The organism is Streptomyces murinus, from assembly GCF_002154555.1.
In the GTDB taxonomy this organism is placed as follows: domain Bacteria; phylum Actinomycetota; class Actinomycetes; order Streptomycetales; family Streptomycetaceae; genus Streptomyces; species Streptomyces murinus.
The window spans coordinates 1-3,283 of record NZ_MUNF01000885.1; the positions used below are offsets into that span (position 1 = coordinate 1).

A 3,283-nucleotide genomic window follows, 5' to 3' on the forward strand; every position below is an offset into this window, starting at 1 on the left:
GACCTGGTCGGCGGCGAGGGCGAGCAGCGCGCCGCCCGCGGCCGCGTTGCCGGCGAGGGCGGCCACCACCAGCCGGTCGGTGGTGCGCAGGACCGCCTCCACCAGGTCGTCCATGGCGTTGAGGTTGACCCAGGACTCCTGCCCCGGATCGGCGGCGGCCTCGATGACGTTGAGATGGATGCCGTTGGAGAAGAAGTCGCGCGGCCCGCCGAGCACCAGGACCCGGGTGGGGCGGGTGAGCGCGTGCTCGTAGGCGGCGAGCAGCCGGCGGCACTGGTCGGTGCTCATCGCACCGCCGGGGAAGGAGAAGCTCAGCAGCCCGACGTCACCGTGCTGCCGGTAGCGGATGTCGGTGTACGTGCACCGGTCCTGGGGCAGCTCCAACGGGGCCGGGATGTCCGGGAGTTCGAGGCCGGGGTCCAGGGCGGCGAGGACCGCGGCGGCGGGGCGGCGGAAGGGTGCCGGGTCCCCGGAGTTCTTGCGCGGGCGCAGTTCCGGGATCCAGACCGCGCCGTCCCGGGTGGCCCGGCAGACCGCTCCCGCGCGGCACGCCAGCAGTTCGCCGGGCCGGCCGCGCAGTTCGTCCTCGGGATGCCCGCCGTGCAGGAACAGCTCCCGGCCGAGGAGTTCGTCGAGGACGCCGGGCCGGGAGTCGGCGCCGCGCAGCTTGCGCAGCACCGTGGCGGTGTCGTCGTGTGCCCAGTCGACGCGGCGCCGCTGCTGGCGGAAGGGGTCCCGCCAGACGACGTCGATCGCGGGGTCGCTCTGCGGACGGGGCTTGAACGCGCCCTCCGCGTGCCGGCGTACGGCCGTGAGGACGGCGGTGACGGCGGCGTCGGCGACCTCGTTGCGGTACAGGTCGCTCTTGCCGACCGGTGCCACCCGGAACGGCTCGGCCGCCCAGACGGGTCCCGCGTCCATCCCGGCCTCGGCCTGGAGCACGGTGACGCCCCACTCCGGGGCTTCGGCGGCGACGGCCCAGTCCAGCGCGGAGGGCCCCCGGTCGCCGGGCGGTCCCGGATGCACGATCAGACAGGTGTGCTCCCGCCACACGTCCTCCGGCAGGGCGGTCGTGAGCATCGGGGCGATCACGAGGTCCGGGGCCCGCTCCCGTACGGCGGCCCGCACCGGCTCCGCGCCCTGCGCTGCCAGGACGACGTCCACGCGGTGCCCCCGGTCGGACAGTTCGGCGTACACACGCTGGCAGAGGCTGTTGAACGCGCTGGCCACGAGCAGGATGTCCATGACGCGGCATGCTCACCCCTGCGGGGCGCCCCATGAGGGACCGCCACGGGGATTCACCCCCGCCGCGCGGCGCCCTTGCGCCATCCGGACCGCGTGGGCGGGATCCGTTTCACCCGCCGGACCGGCGAGGCGGAGGACCGGGGCTCACTCCTCGTCGGACGCCGGGATCAGTTCGATGTCGAGCACGCCCTCGTCCTGGAACAGCTCCGAGGTCAGCCGGGCCGGGTCCTGGGTGCCCTCCAGTTCGAGGAGGACGCGGGCGGCGTCGTCCGTGCGGCCGGGTAGTCGTTCGAGTTTGACCTGGACGATGCGGAAGCCGAGCCGGGTACAGGTCTCCATCAGGCGGGGCAGCAGGGCGGTGCCGGTGCGGTAGGTCAGCCGGGCCTCGAAGGCGGCGGCGGTCGCGCCGGGGACCAGTCGGCCGGAGAAGGAGGAGTAGCCGCGCACCACCAGGAAGTGCAGTGCCGTCACCGCCAGCGCGAGCACGGGCAGCCCACCGCCGCAGGCCATGCCGACGGCGCAGGTCAGCCAGACGGTCGCGGCGGTCGTCAGGCCCCGTACCGCATCCCGTCGTACGAAGATCAGACCACCGCCGATGAAGCCGATGCCGGAGACGATCTGGGCGGCGACGCGGGAGGGGTCGAAGGAGACGTGCTCCAGGCCGAGCACCGCGGTGAACCCGTGCTGGGAGACCTCCATCATCAGCGCGCTGGCGATGCCGACCAGGGTGTGAGTGCGCAGGCCCGCGCTCTTCTGCTGGGCCGCGCGCTCCCAGCCGATCAAGGTCGACAGCACCAGCGCGAGTCCCAGCTCGGCCAGCTGTCTGGGTCCCTGGCCGTTGTGTATGTCCCACAACGGTGCCGTCAGCCACACTCCCGCCATGCACACCTCGCCTCTCATCGCGCCGATTCGTCCTGCCGCTGGCGTCTACCCCCGAGGTGGTCTCCTGACGCTACCGGCTCGGTCCCCGCGGCGCCCGTCGGCCATCCGCCGACCGGGAGAGGGGTACTCGGCCGTGGCAGCCGCGCGCCGACGAGGCTTCGTGGGGCGTGGGGAACGCGGAGAACGTGAGGAAGGGGACGGACGCATGCGGCACGACGAGATGATCGGAAAGGTGCAGGCACTCGCCCAGCTGCCCGACCGGGGCTCCGCCGAGCGGGCCGCGCACGCGGTCGTGACGACGCTGTCGGAACGGCTGCCGTCCGGGCTGGCCCGGCATGTGGCCGCCCAGTTGCCGCCGGACATGGCCGACGCGATGCGGCGGGCGGCGGACGCGGAGGCGATGTCCGGCGCGCGGGGATCGGGTGCTCGGGAATCACGGGGACAGCAATCACGGGCAGGGGGTTCGGGCGCCCGTACCGCGGAGGGCACGGCGGGCGAGCGGTTCGGGCTGACCGCCTTCGCCGGGCGCATCGCCGACCGTGCGGGCACCGACGAGGACACCGCGTTGCGGGACGCCGCCGCCGTCATGGAGGTCCTGGACGCCGCGCTGGCCCCGGAACTGACCGAGCGGATGGCGGGCGCGCTGCCCGCGGACATCCGGGAGCTGCTGCCGCTGGAGCGGGCGAGCGAGGCGGACGACTGAGCCAGGGGGCACGGGCCGCGGCGGTCGGACGGGGGCGTACCGGCATGCATCCCGTCGTCGTACAAATGTCAGCGACGCCCGGACCTGGCCCGGCGGCGTCTGCGCACGCGGGCGGTGCGGGGCTTCGAGGGGCGGGTCACCCATCGGTCCTCGACCTGGTCGAGACCGAAGAGCAGAAGGCTGAGAACGGGGAGCAGCAGAACCGCGACGGTGATCACTGGAGGCACACCTCCTGGCCGACGACACCCCGCGAGTGCCCCGGCGCGAACCCGCCCACCGGGGAGAGTTGTGAAGGTCCCGTGACCACCATCCGCGCCAGGGCCGCGTGGCCCACGTCCACTGTCACATCACTCGGCCCCCGCCACATCTCCTGGCGGGCGCGGGGACACCGGGGCCCGGCGGGCGGTCACTTCGTGGGCGTGGTGTGACCCGGGCGCGGGCGCTGGACGGGCC

The 3,283-nt window shown here is 74.0% G+C and carries 3 protein-coding genes; 1 reads left to right on the forward strand and 2 read right to left on the reverse strand.

What is annotated here, in order from left to right; translation table 11 throughout:
* Together CCN72_RS36265 and CCN72_RS36270 are read right to left on the reverse strand one after the other, a co-directional pair.
* A partial coding sequence (locus CCN72_RS36265; RefSeq protein ID WP_086812605.1) for a formyltransferase family protein occupies nucleotides 1-1,245 on the reverse strand: 1,245 nt, incomplete at its 3' end.
* A 144-nt stretch (nucleotides 1,246-1,389) separates the two neighbouring features.
* The gene (locus CCN72_RS36270; RefSeq protein WP_086812606.1) at nucleotides 1,390-2,127 is read right to left on the reverse strand and encodes an MgtC/SapB family protein; all 738 of its coding nucleotides are present in this window, start codon (nucleotides 2,125-2,127) and stop codon (nucleotides 1,390-1,392) included.
* 205 nt (nucleotides 2,128-2,332) lie between these two features.
* Between CCN72_RS36270 and CCN72_RS36275 the strand changes: the two genes are divergently transcribed.
* Nucleotides 2,333-2,830: a DUF2267 domain-containing protein gene (locus CCN72_RS36275; protein ID WP_086812607.1), complete on the forward strand. Its 498-nt coding sequence runs from the start codon at nucleotides 2,333-2,335 to the stop codon at nucleotides 2,828-2,830.
* Nucleotides 2,831-3,283: the final 453 nt, after the last annotated feature.